Source organism: Belnapia sp., from assembly GCF_059504005.1.
The window spans coordinates 59325-81872 of sequence record NZ_JCACHU010000056.1 but is presented as its reverse complement, the minus strand read 5'-3'; the positions used below and the strand labels follow the sequence as shown (position 1 = coordinate 81872).

Below are 22548 nucleotides of genomic sequence, written 5' to 3'. Positions count from 1 at the left end.
TTATGGCTACTTTCACGCTGCCCAAGAATTCGACCATCCAGCCCGGCAAGACCTACAAGGCCCCGGCGGATGCGAAGAACGTCAAGGCCTTCAAGATCTACCGCTGGGATCCGGACAGCGGCGAGAACCCGCGCACCGACACCTACGAGATCGACCGCGACAAGTGCGGGCCGATGGTCCTCGACGCGCTGTTCAAGATCAAGAACGAGGTCGACACCACGCTGACCTTCCGGCGCTCCTGCCGGGAGGGCATCTGCGGCTCCTGCTCGATGAACATCGACGGGCTGAACACCCTCGCCTGCCTCAAGCCGATCGATGACAGCACGGGCGATGTGAAGATCTACCCGCTGCCGCATCTGCCGGTGGTGAAGGACCTGGTCCCGGACCTTTCCCAGCTCTACGCGCAGCTCCGCAGCGTGGAGCCCTGGCTGAAGTCCGAGACCCCGCCGCCGCCGGATGCCGAGCGCCGGCAGAGCAAGGACGAGCGCGCGAAGCTCGACGGGCTGTGGGAGTGCATCCTGTGCTTCTGCTGCTCGACCGCCTGCCCCTCCTACTGGTGGAATGGGGACCGGTATCTCGGCCCGGCGGTGCTGCTGCAGGCCTATCGCTGGATCGCCGACAGCCGCGACGAGGCGACGGGCGAGCGGCTCGACAACCTGCAGGACCCGTTCCGGCTCTACCGCTGCCACACCATCATGAACTGCGCCCGGACCTGCCCGAAGGGGCTGAACCCGGCGGCCGCCATCGGCAAGATCAAGCAGATGCTGGTGGAGCGGGAGACCTGATGTAGGCTCCCGGGCAAGAGCCCGGGAGCGTCCCATGCAGAGACTGCTTGCGCTGGTGGCCTGCGCCCTCTGGGCGCAGGGCGCGGCGGCCCAGAGCCTGACCATCGGCTATGCCGCCGTGGTCACCACCATCGACCCGCACTACCACAATCTCGGCCCGAACAACGCCCTCGGGATGCAGGTCTTCGACCGGCTGGTGGAGCGGGACGGGCAGGCGCGGCCCTATGCCTCGCTCGCCGAGGATTACCGGGCGATCGGCGATACGCTCTGGGAGTTCCGGCTACGCCGCGGCGTGACCTGGCATGACGGCCGGCCCTTCACCGCCGACGATGTCGCCTTCACCTTCGCCCGCGCCCCCGACGTGCCCAATAGCCCGGGCGGCTTCGGCGGGTTCCTGCGCGCCATCGCCCGCACCGAGGTGGTGGACGCGCACACCATCCGCATCCATACCGGCCAGCCGCACCCGCTGCTGCCGCTCGACCTCGCCTCGGTCAGCATCATCGCGCGCCATGCGGCCGAGGGCGCCCAGACCGAGGACTACAACACCGGCCGTGCCGCCATCGGCACCGGGCCCTACCGCCTCTCCTCCTACCGCTCGGGCGATCGGGTGGAGTTGGTGCGGCATGAGGCCTACTGGGGCGAGCGTGAGCCCTGGGCGCGGGTCGCAATCCGATTCCTGCTCAATGACGGGGCACGGACCGCGGCGCTGCTGTCGGGCGACGTCGACCTGATCGAGCAGATCCCGACCAGCGACCTGGACCGGCTGCGGCGCGACCCGAAGCTGGTGGTGACGGAAAGCCCCAGCACCCGCACCGTCTTCCTCTCGCCCGACTACTCCCGCACCGGCCCGACGCCCTTGGTGACGGACAATGCCGGCCAGCCCCTGCCGGTCAACCCGTTCCATGACGCCCGCATCCGCCGGGCCCTCTCCATGGCGGTCAACCGTGAGGCCCTGGTGGAGAGGGTCATGGAGGGCGCCGCCGAGGCCACCGCCCAATGGCTGCCGCGCGGCGCCTTCGGCTTCAACCCCGAGATCCGCCCCCGCGCCTTCGACCCGGAGGGGGCACGGCGCCTGCTGGCCGAGGCCGGCTTCCCCGAGGGTTTCCGCCTGGTGCTGGCGACGCCGAACGACCGCTGGCCGAATGACAGCCGCCTGGCCCAGGCCGTGGCGCAGATGTGGACGCGCATCGGCGTGCGGACCCAGGTGGATGCCATGCCCTTCGCCGCCTTCGTGCCGCGCCGCTCGCGCCAGGAGCATGCGATGCAGCTCGGCGCCTGGGGCAGCTCGACCGGCGAGGGGTCGAACTACCTGCTCGCCATCGTCTCGACCTATGACCGGCAGAAGCTGACTGGCCCCTCGAACATGACCCGGCACTCGGACCCGCGCTTCGACGCCCTGCTGGCCCGCGGCGCCGCGACCATGGACGATGCCGCGCGGGAGGAGGTCTGGCGGGAGGCGGTGGCGCTCTATGCGCAGGAAGAGCCGATGATCCAGCTCGTTCAGTACATCAACACCTGGGCCCATCGCCGCGGGCTGCGGCACGAGCCACGCATGGACGAGCGGACCATCGCCATGGGCGTCCGCCCCGCGCCGTAGCGCCTATGGCATCGTGGGATTCGCGGCGCGGCAGAGCGCCGCGAACCCGTCGGAGATGAAATCGGGTTGCCTGTAGAAGCCCTTCAGCCAGCTCGTCAGCATGCACAGCTCCTCCAGCCGCAGGACCTCGTCCAGCACCCCTTCGGTGAAGCGGATGGCGAAGCTCTGGCCGATGATGCCGAGCACCTCCTCAACCTGCTCGATGCCGAGGCCGAGCTCCGTCTCCAGCGCCCCGTGCCGCGTCAGCTGGGCTTCCTCGATGCCGTAGTCGTCCCGGATGACCTTCACGATCCAGCGGAACATGGTCATCCAGTTCTTCACCTCAGCGGTCGATCTGGACATGCGGCTGCCGTCATCCAGGCGGAAGACGGCAACCTAGCAGGCCAAAGGCGAAGAAACCCCTACCGGACCGGCGCCGCCAGGTTGTTCGGGTCGAGGCCGAGGGCAGCCGCCGTCGCCGGGTTGACCTGGCCGGTCGCCTGCAGGCCGCGGCCCTGCTGGAAGCGCTCGATGGCTGATTGCGTGCCGGCGCCCCAGGCACCGTCGATCGGGCCGCGGTAGAAATTCATCGCCTTGAGGCGCATCTGGATGTTGCGCACCGCGCCGGGGCTCAGCGGGTCGGTCGCCATGGCCGCGGGGGTGCCGGGGGCGGGGCCGGCGGTCGGGCCTGCGGCCAGCAACTCCGAGGGGCCGAGGCCGAGGGTCGCCGCCGTCGCCTGGTTCAGCTGGCCGGAGACCTGCAGGCCGCGGCCCTGCTGGAAGCGCTCCAGCGCCGCCTGGCTGTCCGGGCCCCAGACGCCGTCCGGCCGGCCGCTGTAGAGCCCGGCCTGGCGCAGCCGCTCCTGCACCAGGGTCACCGCCGCCGGCGCGAGCGGCTGGCTGTACATCAGCGAGGGCGCCTGCTGCGCCGCCGCGCTCCCTGCCAGGACCAGTCCCGCCAGGATGATTCCGTAATACCGCATCGTTCCTGCTCCCGTTTGACAGGAGCGGAACACCCGAAACGGTCGGCGGTTCAGGCCACGACCGGATCGATCGCGTCCAGCATCCAGCGGGCGAAGCCGGTGATGCGGGCATCCTGGTGCATCTGCCCCATCAGCTGCACCCCGACCGGCATGCCGCCCACCGCCAGCAACGGCATGGTGACGGCCGGCGCGAAGAGCATGGAGGAAGGCGCGTTGAAGACATAGTCGCCGGTCGGGCGCGGGTTCAGCGGCTCGCCCGGCCGGTCGCCGGACCAGAGCGGCGCAGGGCCGGGGCAGGCGAGGGCGATGACCGCATCGGCGAAGGGCGCGATGCGGGCGAAACGCGCCTGCGCCTCCTCCCGCCGGGCGAGGGCGGCCTCGTAGTCCGCCGTGGTCATCGCCTCGGCGCGGGCCAGGACGGATTTGGCACGCGGGCTCAGCGCCTCCGGATCCTGGTCGAGGAGGTTGCGCTGCGTCCAGCGATTCTCCCAGCCGGTGATGGCGCCGCAGATCGCCCGCCCCTCGACGATGCCCACCTCGAAGGCCTCGATCAGCGGATGGTCGGCGCGGCGCAGCAGGGTGATGCCGGCGCCGCGCAGCCGCTCCAGCAGGGCCTCGAAGGCATTGCGGCTCGCCGCATCGAGCTCGGCCCAGCCCTCTGTCTCCATGACGATGAGCCGCTCGGGCCGGGTGGCGGCGGGCGGGGTCATTGGCCCCGTCAGCCCGGGCGCGCCGCGGTCGCCGCCGCAGCGGGCGGCGATCTCGATCGCCACCTGCCACATGTCCTCGATGCAGCCGGCATGGGGCCCGTGGGTGCTCTGGCTGGTCGCCTGCCGTTCGCCGCGGTTGATGGCGCCCTGGGTCGGCTTCAGCGCGACATTGCCGCAATAGGCGGCAGGACGGATGATGGAGCCGCCGACCTGGGTGCCGATGGCGGCCGGCACCATCCGCGCCGCGACCGCCGCCGCCGAGCCGGAGGAGGAGCCGCCTGGCGTCCGCGCCGCATCGAAGGGGTTGGTCGTCGGCCCGGGATGGGAGCCGCCGAGCTCCGTCGTCACCGTCTTGCCGAGCACCACGGCGCCCGCCTGGCGCAGCGCCCAGACGGCGGCGTTGTCGCGCTTCGGGAAATTGCCGCGATACCCGGCGCAGCCCATCTCGGTCGGCATGTCGCGGGTCTCGAGCAGGTCCTTGATGCCGACCGGCATGCCGTCGATGGGCGAGAGCGGCCGGCCCTCGCGCCAGCGGGCGGTGCTGGCATCGGCGGCGGCCCGGGCGCCCGCCTCGTTCAGCGCGGCACAGGCGCGGACCACCGGCTCCCGCGCCGCGATGGTCTCGAGACAGCGCTCGAGATAGGCCCGCGGCGAGTCGCCGCCGGCGGCGAAGCGGGTCCCGGCCTCGTGCCAGCGCAGCGGCTGGAACTCCTTCGGTGAATATTGGCTCATCCGGCAGCCTCCCTATCGCAGCACCCCGTCCCAGACCGGCAGGCCGAGCAGGGCGGCGAGCGCAATCATGGCATAGCAGCCGAGGCGGAAGGCACGCTCGCTGGCAAGCCCGAACATCCGCGTCCCGAGCCAGATGCCGATGCCATAGACCGGCGCGGTGACGAGGAAGGGTGCCGCCAGCGCCGGGGTCAGCAGCCCCGCCGCGGCATAGGCGATGCCTGCGATCAGCCCGCCCGCCGCGAGGTAGAGGCCGAAGGAGGCCCGCACCTGCCGTGCCGGCCTGGCCTGGCCAAGGAGATAGGCCATCACCGGCGGCCCGCTCACCATGGCGACGCCGCCGAGCACCCCGCCCGCCAGCCCGACGCCGAGGGTCGCCTGCGGGCTCGGCCGCCCGCGGAAGCGCCAGCCGGAGACCAGCAGCCCGAGCAGGCCGAGGATGGCCAGGGCGATGCCCCAGCGCAGCGCGAGGGGATCGGCCTGGACAAGGATGGCGGCGCCGAGCGGCGTGCCCATCAGCGCCCCGAGCGCCAGCAGCCCGACCTGCGGCCGGTCCGCCAGCCGCCAGGCGCCCGGGGTGAGGGCGGCGATCGCCACCGCCTCCGCCAGCAGCATCAGCGGCGCCGCCCGCTGCGGCCCGAGCGCCACTGAGGCAAGGGGGACGAAGATCAGCGCCGCCCCGAAGCCGGAGAAGCCCCGCGCCAGCCCGCCGGCCAGCGCCGCGGCGAGCAGCCAGCCGAGCGCCGCGCCCTGCGGCATGTCCTGGAGCCAACCCATCCCGCCCAGTCTCGCCGAGGGGCTGGCGGGCGTGAAGCCTTCACGCCGCGCCGCGTCGCGCCGATAGTGCCCCGATATCCATCGGGAGGAGGACCGCATGTCGAAGGTCATCATCAGCGTCGCCGTCACCGGCGCGATCCACACGCCGAGCATGTCGGACTACCTGCCGATCACCCCGCAGGAGATCGCCGAGCAGTCGATCGCGGCGGCGGAGGCGGGGGCGGCGATCATCCACCTCCATGCCCGCGACCCGCATGACGGCCGGCCGACGCCGGACCCGAAGGTCTTCATGCAGTTCCTGCCGGTCATCAAGCAGTCGACCGATGCGGTGATCAACATCACCACCGGCGGCGGCCTCGGCATGACGGTGGATGAGCGGCTGGCCGCGCCGCTGCAGGCGAAGCCCGAGATGTGCTCGCTCAACATGGGCTCGATGAATTTCAACATCTCGGGCAGCGCCGCCCGCGTGCCGAAATTCAAGTACGAGTGGGAGAAGCCCTACCTCGAAGGCACGACGGACTACATCTTCCGCAACACCTTCCAGGATATCGAGCAGATCGTGGAGCGGCTCGGCAAGGGCCACGGCACGCGCTTCGAGTTCGAGTGCTACGACGTGGGCCACCTCTACAACCTCGCGCACATGCTCGACCGCCGCGTGGTGGAGCCGCCGCTCTTCACCCAGACGATCTTCGGCATCCTGGGCGGCATCGGCGCCGAACCGCGCAACCTGCTCTTCATGAAGGAGACGGCGGACCGGCTCTTTGGCAAGGACTATGTCTGGTCGGTGCTGGCGGCAGGGCGGAACCAGATGCCCTTCACCACCATGGCCGGGATGCTGGGCGGCAATGTCCGCGTCGGGCTCGAGGACAGCCTCTGGCTCGGCCGCGGCGTGCAGGCGAAGAGCAATGCCGAGCAGGTGGCGAAGATCCGCCGCATCCTGGAGGAGTTGAGCCTCGAGATCGCAACGCCCGCCGAGGCGCGGCAGATCCTGGCGCTGAAAGGCGGCGACAAGGTCGGCTTCTAGAGCGGATGGGGCGGCGGCTGCCCGCCGCCCCGCCCGTCGTCACTCCATGATGGCGATGTCGATGAGCTCGGCCTGCGGCAGGCCGCTCACCATGCCGACCGTGGTCGGCTTGCCGTTCGACAGGTCGACATGGTGCAGCGTGTTGCCGGTGAGCAGCACGGCCATGTTGCCGCCGCCCGTCTCCGGCATGATGTCGAAGGCGACGCCGGCGGGCAGGCTCGGCGCGATCTCGCCCTTCGGCTGCTGCACGCCGTCATTGGGCGGCGCCTGCAGGTTCAGCGTGCGGGACAGCGTGTCGACGGTGTAGAGCATCGTCGCCGTCGCGCCCTTCATGCTGTTGGTATAGGCGCCGGCGACGACGCGCGGCATGGTCTCGGCCCAGGGCGTGCCCGCCTGGTAGCGGAGCTGGCCGTCCTTCACCACCGCGCCGGTGTCGACATTGACGCGGAGATTCACACCGTTCAAGCCCATCACGCGCAGGCGGTCGGCGACGGGGTTGAAGTCGATCGTGGCGCGCCCGCCGCTCTCGAAGCGCTCGGAGAGGCGGCTCACCTGCGTCGCGCGGCCGGTCATCGCATCGATGGTGACGATCTGGCCGGCATCGGTCAGGCCATAGAGCTTCATGTCGGCGGGGCGGACGTCGACGCCGAGCAGCCGGCCCTCGATGCCGGTGACGCGCACGGGCGCCATGGCGCGGCGGCTCCCGCTGTCGATGCGGACGAGGTGGTTGTCGGCGGTGAGGCCGACGAGGGTGGCGGCTTCGGCGCCGGCGGCCGAGAGGGCGAGGGCGGCGCCGGCGGCGAGCATCAAGTGGGTGGTGCGGGTCATGGCGTCTCTCCGTGAGGCCGCGGCGACCATTACGGTGCCGCTGCCTGCCTTACGGGATGCGCTGGAAGCTGGATGCAGCGTAACTCATCACGGAAACGCGAAAAAACTCCCTCAGCCGCGAAAGCCCGCCAGCATGAGGAGCAGCATCGCCAGGAGGACGGCCGGGCCGGAGAGAAGCCGGGACGGCCGGCCCGGCTCCGTCTCGCGCAGCGCCGGGTTGCGCTGGGGACGAGCCGTAATGGCGTCGAACATGGAAAAGCGGCCTCGGTCGGGAAGGCGATGAGGACGACGCGGGATTGCAACCGCGCGGATCAGCAATGCCGGCCGCCGGAGAGGAGGCTCGCCGCCCGCGGCGCAGGCAGCCCGCCGGGCGCCCGCTAGCGGCAGCGTCGGGGAGGTGCGCTCCTGAAGCTGGAGTCGTAACGCCGATTGAGCGTCAGCTCGCCCCCGCCGCCGTCAGACGCCCGATGAAGATCACCGGCCCGCTCGGCCGCCCGATCGGCGAGCCGCCCGGCGGCTCCAGGCTGATCTCGATCAGCATGCCCGGCTCCGGCCGGAGGCCGCCGGTGGTGACGGTCAGCCGGCCTTCGGGCGGGATGAGGCCGAGCGAGGTCGGCGCCGTCGCCCCGGGCGGCAGGCCCCAGAGCTGCATCGCCCGGCCCTCCTCGAGGCGCCGGGGCGTGACGGAGGCGAGGTGCAGCCGGCCGGCGGCATCGGCCTCCACCACCCAGGCCGGCTGGTCGCGCTGGGTCAGCAGCACAGTCATCAGCCGCGCCGGCTCGGGCGACGGGCGCACCACCAGCAGGGCCGCGAGCCCGGCCGCCACGGCGCTGGCGCCGATCGCCCAGCCGCGCCAGGGGTCGAGCCAGCCGCGCCGCTTCGGCGCCGGGTCAGGGCGGGCCGCGCCGGGCAGCGCCGCCTCGATGCGGTCCCAGAGATCGGCCGGCGGCGCCTCCGGCCCGGCCAGCGCCGTGAGCGGGGCGAGGCGCGCCTCCCACTCGCGGACGGCAGCGCGGAGCGCGGCATCGCCGGGCAGCGCCGCCTTCACCTCCGCCGCGGCGCGCGCGTCGAGCGTGCCGAGGACGTATTCGCCGGCCAGGATGTCGCGGTCCTGCGGGTCGGTCGGGATCACGTCAGGCACTCCCGCAGCTGCAGGAGGCCGCGCCTGATCCAGGCCTTCACCGTGCCGAGCGGCAGGTCGAGCCGCGCCGCCACCTGGGCATGCGACAGGCCGTGGACGAAGGCGAGCAGGATGCCGCGGCGGTTCTTCTCGTCGAGTGCCGACAGGCAGTCGCGCAGCCGCCGGCCCTCGGCGCTGGCCGCGACGCGCTCCAGCGCCTCGGGCGCCACCGCCGTGTCGCCGAGCGCCGGGTCGTCGGTCGGCAGCTCGCGCCCGCGCTTCCGCGCCAGATCGAGCGCCGCATGCCGGGCGACGGCGCCGAGCCAGGCCCCGGCCTCGCCCCGCGCCGGGTCGAACTGCCCCGCCCGCTGGCTGATGCGGAGGAAGGCATCCTGCACCGCATCGGCCGCCGCCTCGCGGTCGCGCAGGATGGCCTGGGCGACGCCGAAGAGGCGCGTCGACTGCTGCTGGTAGAGCGCCCGCAGCGCCCCGCGATCGCCGCGCGCGACCTCGGCGAGCAACGCCGCCGCCGGAGACTCGGCCCTCACTGCGCGAAGAGCCGGTAGAGCCGCTGCAGCAGCTCCCGCCCATCGAGCCCGGCCGGGGGTTCCACGGCGGCCTGGGGCTCGCGCGGCGCCTGGCGGGCGAAGCGGGCCACCGCCTCCCGCGTGCCGGAGAGGCGAAGCTCGGTCGGCTCGGCCGTGCTGCTGCCGCCCCCGGTGCCCACCAGCCGGACCAGGGCGCGGTCGGCCTGCAGCAGCTCGGTCTCCAGCCGGGCGGCATCCTCGGCCTTCGGCGAGCAGATGATGCTGCGGCCCTCGAGCCCGCAGGGCATCTCCGCCATCCGGTTGGGCGGGAAGCGAAGCTGCGCCACCCCGGTCAGCGCCAGCAGGCCGCGGGACGCGTCGTCCAGCGTCATCTCGCGGGCGGTGACCGCGGGAACCAGCCGGCCGCGCCGGTCGATGATCTCGAAGGCAAGGCCGCCGCCGGGGCCGGAGGGCCGTTCCAGCCAGTCGCGGTGGCGCAGCAGGCAGGCCGCCCGGTCCGTCATCCGGTCGTTGACGCAGGCGAGCCGCCAGCTGCCGACCTCCTCCACGGGCTGCGCCCGGGCGGCCGGGCCGGCCAGGAGCGGAAGGGCAAGGCATGCTAGGACGACGAGACGCGGCATGGCGCCGAGCATAGGCCGGGAAGCGGAGGGACGGAATGGCAGCGATCACGCTGGCGGACGGCACGGAGGTCCCGGCGCTCGGCCAGGGCACCTGGAACATGGGCGAGCGGGGCACCGACCGGCGGCGGGAGGCGGATGCGCTCCGCCTCGGCCTCGATCTCGGCATGAGCCTGATCGACACCGCCGAGATGTATGCCGAGGGCGGTGCCGAGGAGGTGGTGGCCGAGGCCATCGCCGGGCGGCGCAGCGATGTCTTCCTCGTCTCCAAGGTCTATCCTCACAATGCTGGCGGCCGGATGCTGGAGGCGGCGCTGGAGCGCAGCCTGAAGCGCCTGCGGACCGACGCCCTCGACCTCTACCTGCTGCACTGGCGGGGCTCCGTGCCCCTCGAGGATACGGTCGAGGCGATGGAACGGATGCGGCAGCTTGGGAAAATCCGCCGATGGGGTGTCTCCAACCTCGACGTCGCGGATCTGGAGGAGCTCGGCCCGGCGCTGGCCGGCTGCGCGACGGACCAAGTGCTCTACAACCTCGAGAACCGTGGGATCGAGTTCGACCTGCTGCCCTTCTGCCGGCAGCGGGGGATGCCGGTGATGGCCTACAGCCCGGTCGGCCAGGGCGGCGCGCTGCTGCGGCACCCGGCCCTGCAGGGCGTGGCGAGGCGGCTCGGCGCGACGCCGGCCCAGGTGGCGATCGCCTGGACGCTGCGGCAGGGCGGCGTCATCAGCATCCCGAAGGCGGCGGATGCCGAGCATGTGCGGCTGAACGCCGCCGCCGGCGAGCTTCGCCTCGCACCGGAGGATCTGGCGGCGCTCGATGCCGCCTTCCAGCCGCCTAAGCGGAAACGGTCCCTGGCCATGCTATAGGCGCGTTCAGCACGCCGAGATGCAGCCGCTGGACGGCGCCGGCGACGGCCGCGTCCAGCCCCGGCCGCGCATAATAGCAGCCGCGCACATGCAGGCTGGCGGCCAGCGCCCGGATGAAGGCCTCGGCGAGGTCCGGATCGGGCGGCGGCGCCTCCTGCCAGAAGCGGTCGAGGCCGCCCTGCCAGGCGAGGCCCGGCACGTCGTAGATCGCCTGGCCGAGCGGCAGGGTGGCGCAGCCCAGGGCGACCGCCTTCACCCCGACGGTGCTGTTCACGGTCACCGTGCCGCGGCAGCGGGCGATCACCCCCTCCATCGGCAGCGCCCCACCGAGATAGGTGACGCGGCCCGCCACCCCATGCGCCGCGGCGATCCGCCGGACGCGCCGCGCCCAGGCCTTCAGCCCGGGATCGAGCGGGTGGACCTTCACCAGCAGCCGCGCCTCGGGCGGCGCGTGGCGGGCGAAGCTGGCCACCGTCTCGGCAATGGCGGCGTCCATGTCGGGGAAGCGGGAATAGGCGCGGATGGAGTAGTCGGTCTCCATCTGCATGGCGAAGAGGTAGAGCGGCACGCCGGGCGCCGCCGCCTGCCCGAGCGCCGCCGCCGCCGCCCGCGTCTCGCGCCGCCGCAGCAGCAGGCGGAGGCCGGTGGCGAGATAGGCCGGGACCGGTGCGTGCAGCAGGAAGCTCTCGTAGTGCGGGAAGGGGAAGGGCAGCAGCGAGGCCAGGTGGAACAGCACGTCCCACCGGGCCTGGGCGGCGAAGCTGTCGCGGTGGTGCTGGTTGAGGTCGGCCGGCGGGCAGTGGGCGGCGAGCGCGCGGATCGCCGCCGGGTCGCGCGGAAAGCGGCTCTCGGCGCCCATGCCGTCGCGCTCGAGCGTCACCCAGTCCGGCCGCAGATAGCCGAAATCCGTCACCGCGACGGCGATCCCCCGCGCCCGGGCGATGGCGATGGCCGGCTTGTGGTAGGGCCGCTGCTCGCCGAGCAGGACAAGGTCGGTGATGCCGTGCCGCTCGCAGAAGGCGCCGAGGAAGGCCGGCCATTCCGCCAGCCGCCCGCGGAAGTCGACTGCCCCCGGCCCCTGCCAGAACAGCCGGTCGCCGAGGCAGAGATTGATCCGCCAGGCCTCATGCCCAAACGCCCGGAGCCCGGTCGCGACCTCCGCGAAGAAGGGGCTGATCGGCCCCTGGAGGAAGAGGAAGCGGCGCATTCCCGGCGCGGTCTGGTCTGGAGAGGCGGCCATGCCCGGGCCCTTTCGCAACGGGAGCATGAGAGGTCAAGCTATTGAATACGATTCTGTAACTTACTGCTGCCGGGCGAGGCGCAGCGCGCGGCGGAGGTCCTCGCCATCGGCCAGCCGCCGCCCTTGCCGTGCCAGGCCGCGCAGCAGGCCGGGCGGCGGGAAGGGGCAATAGGGCAGGGGCGCCGCCTCCCGCCCCGCCCCGGGCCGGGCGATGGCCTCGGCCAGCAGCGGCACGCCGGCCAGGTGCAGGGCGCGGGCGGCGGCGCTGGCGGTGGTACCCGGCGGCAGCGCCACCTCCCGCTGAGCGAGGATGGCGCCGGCATCGATCCGCGGCACCAGCCGGTGCACGGTGACGCCGAAGCGGGGCTCCGGCTCCGCCAGGGCCCAGATCGTCGGCACCGGCCCGCGGTGCCGCGGCAGCAGCGAGGGATGCAGGTTGATCCCGCCCCGCGGCGCCAGCGCCAGCGTCTCGGCGCGGAAGATCTGATCGAAATGGAGGGAGACCAGCAGGTCCGGCCGCGCGGCGCGGATGGCCGCCGCCATCGCCGGCCCGTTCACGTCGGCGACCTCGACGACCGGCACGCCCCGCCCGGCCAGCCGGCCCGGCGCCGGGCGCAGCGCGTAGTTCACCGCGAGATAGGGCAGCAGCCGCGGCCCCGAGCGGCGGAGGTGCCGCCAGGCCTGGCGCAGCGCCCCGCCCACTGCCGGGCGGAAGGGGCTGGACCGGCCGACCAGCACCACCGCCTTGCCCCAGGCCCCGAGGAAGGCCTCCACCGCCTCGGCGCTGAGGGCGCTCTCCAGGGTGAAAAGGGCGATGCGCAAGCCGCTCAGGAGGCCTTCAGCGCCGCCAGGCCGTCGCGGGCCGCGGCGAGGGTGGCGATGCTGCGCTCGATCTCCTCGGCCGCGTGCTCCGAGGAGAGGAAGAAGCGCAGCCGCGCCGAGCCCTCCGGCACCACGGGGAAGACGATCGGCTGGACATTCACCCCGTCCTCGAAGGCGGCCGCCGCCAGCTGCGCCGTCCGCACGGAGCTGCCGAGGATGATCGGCACGATGCCGAGCCCGGCGGAGCTGCCGGTATCGAACCCCGCCTCCCGCGCCAGGCGGAGGAAGAGCGCCGCGTTGGCCTGCAGCCGCGACACCCGCCAGGGCTCCGCCTGCAGCAGCCGGAGCGACTCGAGCCCCGCGGCGGCGAGCGGCGGCGCTAGCCCGACCGAATAGACGAAGCCCGGCGCCGTATGCCGCAGCCAGTCCACCAGCCGCATCCGGCCGGCGATGTAGCCGCCGCAAGCGGAAAGCGTCTTCGACAGCGTCCCCATCCAGATGTCGACGAGGCCGGGGTCGACGCCGCATTGCTCGGCGACGCCCTGCCCGGTCGCGCCGAGGACGCCGATGGAATGCGCCTCGTCCACCATCAGCAGCGCGTCATGGCGGCGGGCGAGCGCGGCGAAGCGGCCGAGATCGGGCAGGTCGCCGTCCATGCTGTAATGGCCCTCGATCACCATCAGGGCCCGCCCATGCCGGCCGCGATGCGCGGCAAGCTCCCGCTCCGCCGCCTCCCAGTCGTTATGGGCGAAGGCGATGCGCCGGGCGCCACTCAGCCTGGCTCCCTCGGCGACCGAGTTGTGGATCAGCCGGTCGTGCAGGATCAGGTCGCGCGGGCCCAGAAGCTGGCCGATGACGGTGACGTTCGTCGCATGCCCGCTGACGAAGGTGAGGCAGGCCTCGGTCCGGTGATGCGCCGCGAGCGCCGCTTCCAGCTCGGCATGGACCGGCCGCTCGCCCGAGGCGAGGCGGGAGGCGGAGGCGGAGACGCCGTAGCGGTCGATCGCCGCCTTGGCCGCCGCGGCGACGCGCGGGTCGCCGTTCAGGCCGCAGTAGTTGTAGGAGGCGAAGTTGACGTAAGCGCGCCCGCCGATGCTGCTGCGGCCGCCGGCCACGCCGTCATGCTGGCGGAAGAAGGGGCTCTCGATGCCGAGCGCGGCGCCAGCATCGCGGATGGTCTCGAAATCCCGCATCCCCGGCAGGGTGCCGAGGTCGCGGCCCGGCGATTCGGCCGGCGCCGGCGCGGCCGGGGCGGCGCCGCGCCGGGCAAGGCGGCTGAGCAGGGCGTTGCGGGCGCTGGCGCTGAGGCCGAAGCCGGTGCTCATGCCGCATCCTCCAGCCTCGCGGCCTCCGGCTCATGCGCGGCGAGCAGTGCCGCGCCGCTGTCCTCCCGCGGCCCGGCCTGCAGCCGGGTCAGGATGCGCCGGGCCAGGCCGTCGAGGGTCAGGCCGTCGCCCACCCCATCCAGCCCCACGGCGACGCCGAGACGCCCCTCCAGCGCCGTCCGCAGCTCCATCCCGCCGAGGCTGTCGAGCCCGAGCCCGGCGAGCGGCGCCTCGGCCCCGATGGACTGCGCCGGCAGGCGGAGGATGCGGGCCAGCTCGCCTGCCATGGTCTCGCGCAGCAGGGCGAGCGCCTCCGCCCCTTCCAGCCCGCGCAGCCGGGCGCGGAGGTCGGCCGCATCCTCGACCGGGGCGGCGAGGCTGCGGACCGCCTCGAAGGCCGGCTCGGCCAGGATGGCCAGCGCCCGGCCCGCGGCCGACCAAGCGATGCGGGCGTGGCCGGCGGTGGCGGCATCGGCGGCGAGCAGGGCGGGCAAGGCGGCGAGCGCCTCCTCCGCCCGGACCGCGACCACGCCGAGGCGGCGCTCCAGGATCTCCGCCCGAGCGGCATCCCCGGCCAGCATGCCGGCATCGGCGATCGGCCCCCAGCCGATGGCCATGGCCGGGCGGCGGGCGGCGCGGCGGCGGCGCGCCAGCGCCTCGAGCGCGGCATTGGCGGCGACATAGGCGGCCTGGCCGGGATTGCCGATGACGACGGTGGCGGAGGAGTACATCAGGAACAGGTCCAGCGGATCGTCGGCGGTCAGCCGGTCGAGATGGTCGGCGATGGCGAGCTTCGCCGTCAGCACCGGCGCGGCGCGGGCCGGCTCGAGCAGCGCCGCCGCGCCGTCGCCGAGGACGGCCGCGGCATGGACGATGCCGCGGATCGGCGGGAAGGCGGCGCGGATCTCGGCGAGCGTCCGCTCCAGCGCGCCGGCATCGGTGGCGTCGCAGGCATGGAGCGAGGCGGTGGCGCCGCGCGCGGCGAGGTCGCGGAGCGCCGCATCCGCCCCCGGCGTCGCCGCGCCGCGGCGGGAGAGGAGGGCGAGGTGCCGGGCCCCCCGCTCCGCCAGCCAGCGCGCCGTCGCCAGGCCGAAGCCCTGGGTGCCGCCGATGACGAGGATGGTGCCCTCCGCCGCCCGGGCGAGCGGCGAGGCGGCGGCGGCTTCGCCGCCAGGCGCCGGCGGGCGGATGACCAGCTTGCCGATATGGCCGCCGGCCTGCAGCGCACGGAAGGCGGCCTCCACCTCCGACGCCGCATGGATGGCGGCGGGCAGCGGGCGGATCGCGCCCTCCCGCAGCCGGGCGGCGATACCGGCCAGCAGCCGCGCCGCCTGGGCGGGCCGGGCACGGGCCAGCTCGTCGACATCGACGGCGAAATAGGTGGCGTTGCGGCGAAGCGGGCGGAGCGCGACGCGGCTGCCCTCGGCGAAGTCGCGCTTGCCGAGCTCGAGGAAGCGGCCGAAGGGGCGCAGCAGGCCGAGCGAGCGCTCCATCGCCGCGCCGGCCAGCGAGTTCAGCACCACGTCGACCCCGTCCGGCCAGGCGGCGCGAAGCGCGTCGGCGAAGCCGGCATCGCGGCTGTCGAGCACCAGCTCCGCCCCGGCGGCGCGGAGGAAGGCACGGCGGGAGGGGCTGCCGGCGCTGGCGGCGACGCGGGCGCCGCGGGCCAGCGCCACCTGCAGCGCGGCGAGGCCGACGGCACCGCTGCCGCCATGGATCAGCACGCGCTCGCCGGGCTCGATCCGGGCGAGGTCCTCCAGCGCATGCACGGCGGTCATGAAGGCGACTGGGATGGTGGCGGCGGCGGCCGGGTCGAGCCCGTCGTGCATCGGCACCAGCGCCTCGGCGCGCGTCCGGGCATGGCTGGCGAGCGCCGCCGGCGCCACGCCAACCACGCGCTGGCCAGGGCGGAGCGCTACGCCCTCGCCCACCGCCTCCACCACCCCGGCGCATTCCATGCCGAGGTTGGGGCCGGCGAAGCCGGGCAGCAGCGCCTCCTCCGGCAGCAGGCCCTGCGCCCACATCACGTCGCGGAAATTGAGCCCGGCCGCCTCGATGCGCAGCACTACCTCGCCCGGGCCGGGGGCGCCGGGGGCGAAGCCGGCCCAGCGCAGGCTGCCGAGCTGGCCGGTCTGGCCGATCTCCAGCCGCTGCGGGCCGCCGGGCGGCGGGGCGGGCGGCAGCCCGGGGCGCAGGCGGGGGACCAGCCGGGCGGCTTCGGTGAGGGTGACCTCGGCCTCGTCATCCAGCTCGGTCAGCAGCTCGGCGGCCAGGCGGCGGCCCGCCTGCTCCGGGGCGAGCTGGGGCGCGAGGTCGATGCGCCGCGGGCGCAGGCCGGGATGCTCGTTGGCCAGCACCCGACCGAGGGCGAAGAGGGCGGCGGCGGCCGGGTCGTGCCGCATGCCGGGCGCCTCCGGCTGCTGGCCGCCCTGGGTGACGATGCAGAAGCCAGCCGCGCTGCCCTCGGCGGCGGCGGCGAGCCGGGCGAGGGCGGCGAGGGAGGCGGCGATGTCCTCCGCTGCCCGGCCGCCGCCGGCCAGCGCCACCACCAGCCCGTCGGCCAGCGCCTGCGGCGGCAGCGCCGCGGCCTCGGCGAGGCTGCCGCCGGTGACGGTGGCGCCGCGGGATTGCAGCGCGGCGGCCACCGCCGGGCGCAGCCCCGCCATGGCGGCATCGGCGAAGAGGGCGACGCGGCGGAGCTTCGGCGTGGCGAGCAGCGTGGCGCCGGCGGCGGCGCGGCCGCCGACCAGCAGCGCCGGGAACGGGGCGGCGCGCAGCGGCTCGACGAACGGGGCGGTCCAGCCCTCGGCGGGGAGCGCAGCGGCCCAGGCGGCGGCCGGGGCAAGGGGGGCGGCGCCGCACCAGCCCGGCTCCTGGCCGCAGCAGAAATTCCAGAGCCAGCCGGGCAGCGGCTCGGCGAGCAGGAGGGTCGCGCCCGGCGCGGCAGCCTGGCGCAGCGGCCCGAGCAGCCCGGTCCCGCGCTGCAGCCGTGCGCCGGCGGCCAGCCCGACCACCAGGTCGGCCGCGGGCGGCGCCTCCCGGCCCTCCGGGTCCCAGGGCCGGACGGCGAATTCGATGCCATCCGGCACCTGCGGCAGCGGCATCGGCGGCTGGCCCGGCAGCGGCGCCGCGGTCAGCAGCACGCGCCGGCCGCAGCCGGCCAGCGCCCGCAGCAGATGCGCCGTGAGCGGCCCGGCGCCGGCTGCGACCTCCAGCACCCGGAGCGGCCGGCCGGCCGGCCAGGCGGCGGCGAACCCGGCGACCGCCTCGGCGAGGACCCTGGCGAGCCGCTCATAGCCGGCGGATTGTGGCGGCGGCAGCGCCCCGGCCTCGCCGGCCAAGCGATGGGCAAGGACCTGGGGCAGCTGCTCCGCCGCCAGCGCCGCCCAGGCGAGGTCCTGTGCGAGGTCGGGCTGCTCCAGCAGCACCTGCCGCCAGATCTCGGCCGCCGGGGGCAGGTCGGACGCCGGGACGGGTTGCAGGCCGAGCGGGCCTTCCTCGGCAAGCCCGTCCGCGGCCAGCGCCTCGAGCAGCAGGCGGGCATAGGGGCCGATGGCCGGGGCGGCGGCGAGCGCGGCATGGGCGGCGGCGGCGCAGAAGCCCTCCAGCAGCAGCGCGGCCTCGCCCAGATCGAGCGCCGCATCCTGCCGCAACGCCGCGGCGAGCGGGGCGGCGAGGTCGGGCGGCTCGGCCGGATCGCCGCCGGGCGCCGGCAGCAGCGCCATGCGGAAGGCGCCTTCGAGCGGGTCCTGCCGGCCGGGCAGGCGGATGCGGAGGAAGCTGCAGCCCTCCAGCACGGCGACCACGCCCCCGGTCGCGTCGCGCAGGACGAGGTCGGCGGCGACGCTGCGGCTGCCGCGCTCGGTGAGGCGGATGGCGGCGGAGGCCGGGGCCGCGGCGCCACGGCGCAGCACCAGCCGGGCGATGCAGACGGGGACGAGGCCGGTGCCGGGCTCGGCCGGCGCCTCGGCGAGGAGGCCGAGCAGGCCCTGCAGCGCGCCGTCGAGCCGGGCCGGGTGGAGCAGGAAGCCGGCATCGGGCGGCGCCGCCGTGGGACGGACCAGCCGGGCGCGGGCGAGGCCGGCCTCGGGATCGACCGCCACCTCCTCCAGCGCCTGGAAGGCGGGGCCGTAATCGAGGCCGAGCCGGGAGGCGAGGGCCAGCAGCGTCGCGCGCTCGAGGCGGCGGGGCAGGGCGGCGGGCTCGGCGGCGGCCTCCGGCAGGCGTGGGAGGGCGGCGACGCGCGCATCGGCATGCAGCGTCCAGGCGTCGTCGAAGCGCCGGCGGCTGGCCAGCGTGAAGGCGCCGGCGGAATCGAGCGTCGCCCGGACCTCGCGCGACGGCTCGGCCTCCAGCGGCATCGCCTGGTGGATCGTCAGGTCGCGCAGCTCCAGCGCCGGCGCCTCCGGGTGCCAGGCGAGGGCGGCGGCCAGCGCCATCTCCGCCATCGCCGCGGCGGGCAGCACCGGCTGACCCGCAAGGCGGTGGTCGGCGAGCCAGGGCTCCAGCTCGGTGTCGAGATGCCGGGTCCAGAGGCTGGGCTCGTGCGTGCGGCGGTAGCCCAGCAGCCGGTGCTCCGCCAGCGGCTGCACGATCGGTGTCGATTCCGCCGTCTTGGCAAGCCAGTAGTGCTGCCGGTCGAAGGGCGTGAGCGGCAGGCCGCGCCGCGCGGCGGGTCCGGCGAAGGCCGGGCCACCCCTGGGATCGGCGCCGAGCACGAAGGCACGGTCAGCGATGGCCGGAAACGGGTCGCCCGCCGGGTCGCGCCGGGTGAGGCTGCCGAGGATGGCGGCCTCGCCGCCGGCCTGGCGCAGCGTGTCGCGGAGGTAGCTCTGCAGGATCGGGGTCGGGCCGATCTCGAGGAGGAGGCCGGGGCCGCGGCGGAGGGCCGCCTCGACGGCCTGGCGGAACAGCACCGGCTCCCGCAGGTTGCGCCACCAATGGGCGGGGGTGCAGTCGGCGGCGGCGAGCGGCTCGCCGGTGACCGTCGAGATCATCGGCACCGCGGGCGCGGCGGGCGCGAGGCCAGCGAGGTCTGCGAGCAGCCCGTCGCGCAGCGGGTCCATCGCCGCGCTGTGGAAGGCGTAGTCCAGGTCGAGGCCGATGTAGCTCCAGCGCCGCGCGGCTGCGGCCCGGGAGAGCCGGTGCAGCGCATCCACCGGCCCGGCGACGGTGATCGCGGCGGGCGCGTTGATCGCGGCGACCTCAAGTCCGGGCCCGCATTCGGCGAGGACCGGCAGCGCCGCCTCGGCCGTGCAGCCGAGCGCGGCCATGCGGCCCTGGCCGCGCCTCGCCTGCTGGTGGCGGCTGCGGGCGACGACCAGGCGAGCGGCCTCGGGCAGGGGCAGCAGGCCGGCGGCGGCGGCGGCGGCGATCTCGCCGACCGAATGGCCGAGGCAGAGATCCGGGCGGATGCCCTCCGCCGCCAGCGCCGCGACGACCCCGTGCTGGATGGCGAAGAGCAGCGGCTGGGCGCGGTCGGTCGCCGCGACCGCCTCGGCGCTGACGCCGGCCTCGACCTGCTCGGCGACGGACCAGCCAAGCAGCGGGGCGAGGGCCGCATCGGCCTCGGCGATGGCGGCGCGGAAGGCAGGGCTGGCGGCGAGCGCGCCCTGGGCCATGCCGGGCCAAGGGGCGCCGTTGCCGCTGAAGACGAAGGCGATGCCGCGCTGCGGGCCGGCGGTGCCGGCGGCGGCGCCCTGCTCGCCAGCCCGCCAGGCGGCGAGGCCCTCGGCAAGGCGCGCCGGCTCGGCGCCGCGCAGGGCGAGGCGGTGCGGCAGCAGGTCGCGGTGGCGGGCGGCGCCGCGCAGCAGTGCGGGCAGGCCGCGGGACGGTGTGGCGGCGAGCCGGGCCTGCCACCGGGCCGCCAGCGCCTTCAGCCCGGCCGCGCTGCGGGCGGAAAGCAGCAGCGGCGGCAGCGGGGCCTTCGGCGCCGCGGGCTCGGGCCGGTGCTGGGCCGGGGGCCCGGCGGCGAGCAGGGCGCAGGCATTGGTGCCGCCGAAGCCGAAGCTGTTCACCCCGATCACCGCGCGGCGGCGGCCGCGGAGCGGCTCCGCCGTCACCGGCACGCGGAGGCCGAGGCCGGCGAAGTCGATATGCGGGTTCGGCGACTCGAAGTGGAGCGAGGGGGGGATGCGGCCCCGCTCCAGCATCAGCATGGCCTTCAGCAGGCCGACGATGCCGGCGGCGGGCTCGGTATGGCCGATATTGGTTTTGGCCGAGCCGATCGGCAGCGGCTCCGCCCGGTGGCGCCCGATGGCGGCGCCGATCGCACCGGCCTCCAGCGGGTCCCCGGCGGCGGTGCCTGTGCCATGCGCCTCGAAATAGCCGATGCGATCCGGCGCGACGCCCGATTCGGACAGGACCTGCTCGATCAGCCGGGCCTGGGCCGGGCCGCTCGGGAGCGACAGGCCAAGGGTGCGGCCGGCGGCGTTGACGCCGGAGCCGAGGATGACGGCGCGGACCGCGTCGCCATCGGCCAGCGCATCCTCGAGGCGCTTCAGCAGCACCATGCCGCCGCCCTCGGCGCGGACATAGCCGTCGGCGCTGGCGTCGAAGGCATGGCAGCGGCCGGTGGGCGACAGCATCCCCGCCCGAGCGAAGCCGAGGAAGGGGAAGGGCGAGAGCAGCATGTTCACCCCGCCGACCAGCGCCGCGGGGATGCGGCCGGCGCGCAGCGCCTCGCAGGCCCAGTGCAGCGCGACGAGCGCGGAGGAGCAGGCGGTGTCGATGGTCTGGGCCGGGCCGCGCAGGTCGAAGACGTTGCCAAGCCGGTTGGCCAGGATCGACAGCGCGCTGCCGGTCATGAAGTAGCGGTCGCCGCCTGCCGGGTCGGTGAGGCGGAGGTCGCCGTAATCGGTCAGCGAGCCGCCGATGAAGATGCCGGTGCCGCTGCCGGCCAGGCGCGAGGCGGGGATGCCGGCATCCTCCAGGGCCTCGGCGCCCAGCTCGAGGAGGAGGCGCTGCTGGGGGTCCATCTCCGCCGCCTCGCGCGGGGAGATGCCGAAGGCGCCGGCATCGAAGCCGGTGACGTCATCGAGCACGCCGGCGGCGAAGCTGTAGGACTTGCCCGGCTCGCCGCGGCGGGAATGGGCGAAGGCGCCCTGGGTGAAGCGCTCGGCGGGGATGCCGGTGACGGCGTCGCACCCCTCGGCCAGCAGGCTCCAGAAGGCGTCGAGGTCGGGGGCGCCGGGCAGGCGGCAGGCAGCGCCCAGGATGGCGATGGCGCCGTCCGGGCGGCGCCGGGCCTTCGGCTCCGCAGGCCCGGTCATGCCAGGCTCGGCTCCCGGCTGGGCAGGGATTGGGGGAGCGGCTGGTGGGCGGGACGGGGCAGGCCGACGACCTGGTCGAGCAGGGCGTCGACCTGGGCGAAATGCTCGCTCCAGAGCGGCCGCGACCAGGACCGCATCCGGGCGCACTGGGCGGCGCGCGCGGTCGAGGCCGGCGCCGCATAGGTCTCGATCAGCGCCATCCAGGCGGGGCCGTCGAGGGGGTCGAGATAGTCGGGCGCGGCGCCGCCGACCTCGCGGAGTGGGGCGGTGTCGGAGCAGATCACCGGCGTGCCGAGCGCGAGCGCCTCGGCGACCGGCAGGCCATAGCCCTCCACGAAGCTCGGGAAGAGCAGGGCAGTGGCGCCGGCGACCAGGCGGGCGACCTCGGCATCGGACGGGGTGCCGAGCTCCTGCACCACGCCGCGCAGCAGCTCGCATCGTTCGAGCAGGTCGACGACATTCTCGTTCTCCCAGCCGCGGCGGCCGAGCAGGAGCAGCTTCGGCGGCGGGGCGCCGCGCTGAGCCCTGGCCGCCATCTCGCGCCAGACATGCAGCAGCAGCAGGTGGTTCTTCCGCGGTTCGATGGTGCCGAGGCAGACGAAATAGGGCTCCGCCGGCAGCAGCGCGGGCGGCGCCTGCGGCAGGTCGACGCCGAGCGGGGCTATGGCGAGCGGCGGCGCCGCGCGGCCATGCTGCGCCAGCCGCGGCAGCAGGGTCGAGGCAGTGAAGGCGGAGTTGACGATGATCCCGTCCGCCTGCGCCGCCGTCGTCGCCACCCGCGCCGCGTGATGCGCCACCTGGCGGCTGCGCGAATACTCGGGATGCGTCAGCGGAATCAGGTCGTGGATCAGGGGGACGAAGCGGGCGCCGGCGCGGCGGAGGGCGGCGATCGGCGCCTCGCTCTCGAGCGAGCGGTGCGACACCAGCAGGAAGGCGACATGGCGGTGCGCTGCGAGCCGGGCCTTCAGCGCGGCACGGCCGGCGCCGAGGGCGAGGCGGGCATGGAGGCCGGCGGCGATTCGGCGGGCACGGCCGAGGGCCCCCTCGGCCTCCGCGCCTCGCATCCAGGTCAGGTCCAGCGCCTCGACGAGTGCTGCGACCAGGCGGCGGGGAATCAGGCCGAACCAGCCCCAGACGCTTTGCGCCGCGAAGCTGCAGGAGGCCGCAGGCTCGTCCAGCCACCGCTTGGCATAGGCCATCTCGACGCGGTCGATGCCGGAGGGGGAACTGCGCCGGACGCAGGAGACCAGGCGGGAAACATCGAGGATAGTATACAAAACTTTTCCGCCTGCGACGAGGTTGGACAGCGGGCCGGTCTAGGCTC

At 74.7% G+C, this 22548-nt stretch carries 18 protein-coding genes; 4 read left to right on the top strand and 14 right to left on the bottom strand.

The genetic code is table 11. The features are described from left to right. Positions 1-2 precede the first annotated feature (2 nt). The gene (locus AC5JJ1_RS09325; protein WP_495784839.1) at positions 3-785 is read left to right on the top strand and encodes a succinate dehydrogenase iron-sulfur subunit; all 783 of its coding nucleotides are present in this window, start codon (positions 3-5) and stop codon (positions 783-785) included. 34 nt (positions 786-819) lie between these two features. Then, positions 820-2382: an ABC transporter substrate-binding protein gene (locus tag AC5JJ1_RS09320; RefSeq protein WP_495784838.1), complete on the top strand. Its 1563-nt coding sequence runs from the start codon at positions 820-822 to the stop codon at positions 2380-2382. A 3-nt stretch (positions 2383-2385) separates the two neighbouring features. Here AC5JJ1_RS09320 and AC5JJ1_RS09315 read toward each other — a convergent pair whose 3' ends face one another. From AC5JJ1_RS09315 to AC5JJ1_RS09300, 4 genes are read right to left on the bottom strand one after another with little or no spacing between them, the layout of a single operon-like run. Continuing rightward, positions 2386-2724 (bottom strand): hypothetical protein, encoded by a 339-nt coding sequence (locus AC5JJ1_RS09315; protein ID WP_495784837.1) that lies wholly within the window; start codon positions 2722-2724, stop codon positions 2386-2388. Positions 2725-2783: 59 nt separating this feature from the next. Beyond that, complete coding sequence (locus AC5JJ1_RS09310; protein ID WP_495784836.1) at positions 2784-3344, bottom strand: peptidoglycan-binding domain-containing protein; 561 nt, start codon at positions 3342-3344, stop codon at positions 2784-2786. 50 nt (positions 3345-3394) lie between these two features. After that, on the bottom strand, positions 3395-4786 hold the full coding sequence (locus AC5JJ1_RS09305; protein WP_495784835.1) for an amidase: 1392 nt from the start codon (positions 4784-4786) through the stop codon (positions 3395-3397). 12 nt (positions 4787-4798) lie between these two features. Continuing rightward, positions 4799-5560: a sulfite exporter TauE/SafE family protein gene (locus AC5JJ1_RS09300; protein WP_495784834.1), complete on the bottom strand. Its 762-nt coding sequence runs from the start codon at positions 5558-5560 to the stop codon at positions 4799-4801. 97 nt (positions 5561-5657) lie between these two features. Between AC5JJ1_RS09300 and kce the strand changes: the two genes are divergently transcribed. Further along, a complete protein-coding gene (kce, locus tag AC5JJ1_RS09295; RefSeq protein ID WP_495784833.1) occupies positions 5658-6584 on the top strand; it encodes a 3,5-dioxohexanoate:acetyl-CoA acetone transferase in 927 nt (308 codons plus the stop codon). Positions 6585-6623: 39 nt separating this feature from the next. On the opposite strand, the gene AC5JJ1_RS09290 is transcribed toward kce, so the two are convergent. From AC5JJ1_RS09290 to AC5JJ1_RS09270, 5 genes are all read right to left on the bottom strand, one after another. After that, on the bottom strand, positions 6624-7412 hold the full coding sequence (locus AC5JJ1_RS09290) for a DUF4394 domain-containing protein (protein WP_495784832.1): 789 nt from the start codon (positions 7410-7412) through the stop codon (positions 6624-6626). 111 nt (positions 7413-7523) lie between these two features. Further along, positions 7524-7664, bottom strand: coding sequence for a hypothetical protein (locus tag AC5JJ1_RS09285; RefSeq protein WP_495784831.1), 141 nt, complete (start codon positions 7662-7664; stop codon positions 7524-7526). Positions 7665-7848: 184 nt separating this feature from the next. Further along, a complete protein-coding gene (locus tag AC5JJ1_RS09280; RefSeq protein ID WP_495784830.1) occupies positions 7849-8544 on the bottom strand; it encodes an anti-sigma factor in 696 nt (231 codons plus the stop codon). Further along, the gene (locus AC5JJ1_RS09275; RefSeq protein ID WP_495784829.1) at positions 8541-9080 is read right to left on the bottom strand and encodes a sigma-70 family RNA polymerase sigma factor; all 540 of its coding nucleotides are present in this window, start codon (positions 9078-9080) and stop codon (positions 8541-8543) included. Before AC5JJ1_RS09275 ends, AC5JJ1_RS09280 begins: the two co-directional genes overlap by 4 nt. Further along, positions 9077-9700: a hypothetical protein gene (locus AC5JJ1_RS09270; protein ID WP_495784828.1), complete on the bottom strand. Its 624-nt coding sequence runs from the start codon at positions 9698-9700 to the stop codon at positions 9077-9079. The genes AC5JJ1_RS09275 and AC5JJ1_RS09270 overlap by 4 nt, the downstream gene beginning before the upstream one ends. Positions 9701-9735: 35 nt before the next feature. On the opposite strand from AC5JJ1_RS09270, the gene AC5JJ1_RS09265 reads away from it, so the two are divergent. Next, complete coding sequence (locus tag AC5JJ1_RS09265; RefSeq protein ID WP_495784827.1) at positions 9736-10566, top strand: aldo/keto reductase; 831 nt, start codon at positions 9736-9738, stop codon at positions 10564-10566. On the opposite strand, the gene AC5JJ1_RS09260 is transcribed toward AC5JJ1_RS09265, so the two are convergent. The 5 genes from AC5JJ1_RS09260 to AC5JJ1_RS09240 are packed head-to-tail and all read right to left on the bottom strand — an operon-like array spanning position 10535 to position 22501. Continuing rightward, positions 10535-11806, bottom strand: coding sequence for a capsule polysaccharide biogenesis protein (locus AC5JJ1_RS09260; protein ID WP_495784826.1), 1272 nt, complete (start codon positions 11804-11806; stop codon positions 10535-10537). The genes AC5JJ1_RS09265 and AC5JJ1_RS09260 overlap by 32 nt on opposite strands. A gap of 60 nt (positions 11807-11866) precedes the next feature. Beyond that, the gene (locus tag AC5JJ1_RS09255) at positions 11867-12628 is read right to left on the bottom strand and encodes a formyl transferase (RefSeq protein ID WP_495784825.1); all 762 of its coding nucleotides are present in this window, start codon (positions 12626-12628) and stop codon (positions 11867-11869) included. Between the two features lie 5 nt (positions 12629-12633). After that, positions 12634-13953, bottom strand: a complete 1320-nt coding sequence (locus AC5JJ1_RS09250; protein WP_495784824.1) for an aminotransferase class I/II-fold pyridoxal phosphate-dependent enzyme — start codon at positions 13951-13953, stop codon at positions 12634-12636. Beyond that, complete coding sequence (locus AC5JJ1_RS09245; RefSeq protein WP_495784823.1) at positions 13950-21224, bottom strand: SDR family NAD(P)-dependent oxidoreductase; 7275 nt, start codon at positions 21222-21224, stop codon at positions 13950-13952. The genes AC5JJ1_RS09250 and AC5JJ1_RS09245 overlap by 4 nt, the downstream gene beginning before the upstream one ends. After that, positions 21221-22501 (bottom strand): glycosyltransferase family 4 protein, encoded by a 1281-nt coding sequence (locus AC5JJ1_RS09240; protein ID WP_495784822.1) that lies wholly within the window; start codon positions 22499-22501, stop codon positions 21221-21223. Before AC5JJ1_RS09240 ends, AC5JJ1_RS09245 begins: the two co-directional genes overlap by 4 nt. Between the last annotated feature and the right edge of the window lie 47 nt (positions 22502-22548).